The 520-nt window shown below is 66.5% G+C and carries 1 protein-coding gene; it reads left to right on the forward strand.

Annotation, left to right across the window (positions count from 1 at the left end; genetic code table 11):
• On the forward strand, positions 1-520 hold a 520-nt coding region (locus tag BJQ90_RS15075), incomplete at both ends, for an IS110 family transposase (RefSeq protein ID WP_226761053.1).

A 520-nucleotide genomic window follows, 5' to 3' on the forward strand; every position in this document is an offset into this window, starting at 1 on the left:
TGCGGGACGTCCTGGAACGCGAGCATGTCACGACGGTGGTGATGGAAGCGACCAGTGATTACTGGAAACCGTTCTACTATCTCCTCGAAGAGACGCTGCCGGTGATGCTGGTCAATGCCAAGGCCGCACGGAACATCCCGGGCCGCAAAACCGATGTCTCGGACGCGGCCTGGCTCGCCCAGCTCGGCGCCCACGGCCTGCTCCGGGCCTCGTTCGTGCCGCCGGAGCCGATCCGTGAACTGCGGGACCTGACCCGGGCCCGGGCGATCGCCACCCGTGACCGCACCCGGGAGATCCAGCGCCTGGAGAAGTTCCTGGAAGGCTCCGGGATCAAACTCTCCTCAGTGGTCTCGGACCTCACCGGCGTCTCGTCACGGGCGATGCTCGAAGCCCTCATCGAGGGCGAACGCAACCCGGAAGTCCTCGCCGGCCTGGCCAAAGGAACCCTGCGCTCCAAAATCCCCGAGCTCGTCGACGCGCTGACCGGCCGGTTCAAGGCCCACCACGCGTTTATGGCCCG

This window comes from Arthrobacter sp. SO3, from assembly GCF_020532825.1.
In the GTDB taxonomy this organism is placed as follows: Bacteria; Actinomycetota; Actinomycetes; order Actinomycetales; family Micrococcaceae; genus Arthrobacter.